This window comes from uncultured Leptotrichia sp., from assembly GCF_938036635.1.
Lineage (GTDB): Bacteria > Fusobacteriota > Fusobacteriia > Fusobacteriales > Leptotrichiaceae > Leptotrichia > Leptotrichia hongkongensis.
Genome location: NZ_CALHQO010000035.1, coordinates 1 through 2,210, shown reverse-complemented (window position 1 = coordinate 2,210; position 2,210 = coordinate 1). Strand labels below are relative to the sequence as shown.

The following is a 2,210-nucleotide window of genomic DNA, read 5'->3' as shown; positions in this document are numbered from 1 at the left end:
GATATGAAATATCTGAAAGTTTAGTGGAAATTTTTAAGGCTGCTAAAGTTCCAATTGAATTTGAAACTGAAAATGCAGGGTCAGATGTTTATGAAAAAACAGGGGAACTTATACCTGAAAGTCTTTATGAAAGTGTTGAAAGAAATAAAATTGCAATAAAAGGACCTATTACTACACCTATCGGAAAAGGGTTTAGAAGTATCAATGTGTATCTCAGAAAAAAATATGATTTATACACAAATTTTAGACCTTCTAGAAATTTGCCTGGAATTGAAACTCGATATGATAATATTGATTTGGCTATTTTTCGTGAAAATACTGAAGGAATTTATATCGGCGAAGAAAAATATGAAAATGAAGAAAAAACTAGTGCAATTGCTATAAAAAGAATTACGAGAAAAGGCAGTAAACGAATTATCCAAAGTGCTTTTGAATATGCAAAAAATAATGGAATTTCAAAAGTTACAGTTGTTCATAAAGCAAATATTTTAAAATATACTGACGGAATGTTTTTGGATATTGCGAGAGAAATTTCAAAAGAGTATGAAAATATTCAGTTGGAAGAGCTTATTATTGATAATATGTGTATGCAGCTTGTTACGAATCCAGAAAGATTTAAAGTGATTGTTACGATGAATTTATATGGAGATATTTTATCAGACTTAGTGGCTGGACTTGTAGGAGGACTGGGAGTTGCCCCGGGAGCAAATATTGGAGATGATATAGCTATTTTTGAAGCTGTGCATGGATCTGCACCGGATATTGCGGGGAAAAATAAGGCAAATCCTTTGGCATTGCTGCTATCTTCATTAGAAATGCTAAAATATTTAAAGTTGAATGATTTTACAGAAAATATAGAAAATGCTATTTTAAAGACATTGGAAGAAGGGTGTAAAACGAAAGATTTGGGTGGAAATGCTGCAACGACTGAATTTACAAAAAAAATTATTGAAAATTTAGGATAGGAGGGCATTATGAAAAGTGATTTTATAAATGAGCTCGGCACGTTATTTAATCTGAATAATTCGATTTCAGACGATATTTATAATAAGCTTGATGTGAAAAGAGGGCTTAGGAATAAAAATGGTACAGGGGTTCTGGTTGGATTAACTAAAATTGGTTCAGTTTTAGGGTATTCGGTAAACAAAAAAGGGAAAAAGATTCCAGAAAAAGGAAAGCTTTATTATAGAGGAATTTCAATTGACAAGCTTGTTGAGCAGTTTGAGGAGGAGAAGACATTTTGCTTTGAAAAAACGATGTTTTTGCTGCTTTTTGGGAAAGTTCCTTCTAATTTCGAATTAAAAATGTTTGTAAGCACGTTGAAAGAGTACAGGCACTTACCAGATGAATTTATAGAGGATTTTATCTTACGAAAACCTAGCACGGATATAATGAACCATCTTCAAAGAGCTGTTTTATGCCTGTACACGTTGGATGAAAATCCAAATGATGTGAGTTTATCAAATTTGATAGACCAGTCTTTTAATTTAATTGCAAAATTTCCAAGTTTATTAGTATACTGTTATCAGGCATGCAATTATAAGCATTTTAAAAAGAGTTTGATAATTCATAATCCAATGGAGGAATACAGCATTGCTGAAAATATTCTTCATATGCTTAGAAGCGACAGCAAATTTACAAAATTGGAATCTGAAATACTGGACTTAATTTTAGTTATACACGCAGAACACGGTGGTGGAAACAATTCAACATTCACTTCGCACGTAATTTCTTCCACAAGAACAGATACCTATTCTTCAATTTCTGCTTCAATCGGATCCTTAAAAGGGCCTATGCATGGTGGAGCAAATTCGATGGTTACAAAAATGATAGAAGATATGAAAAAAAATTCAAATCCTTATGATGAAATAAAGTTAAAAGAATATTTGAAACAAATATTTGAGAAAAAAGCATTTGACAAGACAGGTAGGATTTATGGAATGGGGCATGCAGTTTATACAGTTTCAGACCCACGTGCTGAAATTTTGAAAAAAAAGGCTTACGAACTGGCAAAGGAAAAAGATGCGCTTGAAGAATTTGAACTTTTTTCAAATGTTGAAAAATTTACGAAAGAAATTGGGAAAGAATTAAAAGGCAAGGATTTTGAAATTTGTGCAAATGTTGATTTGTATTCTGGTTTCGTCTATGATTTATTAGACATCCCACAAAACATTTTCACTCCACTTTTTTCATTAGCGAGAATTGCCAGC

2 protein-coding genes are annotated in these 2,210 nt (G+C 32.0%); both read left to right on the top strand.

Annotated features, from left to right (window positions below; all coding sequences use genetic code 11):
* A partial coding sequence (locus Q0370_RS00480; protein WP_299570618.1) for an isocitrate/isopropylmalate family dehydrogenase occupies nucleotides 1-965 on the top strand: 965 nt, incomplete at its 5' end.
* A gap of 9 nt (nucleotides 966-974) precedes the next feature.
* The coding region (locus tag Q0370_RS00475) for a citrate synthase (RefSeq protein WP_299570615.1) at nucleotides 975-2,210 on the top strand (1,236 nt) is incomplete at its 3' end.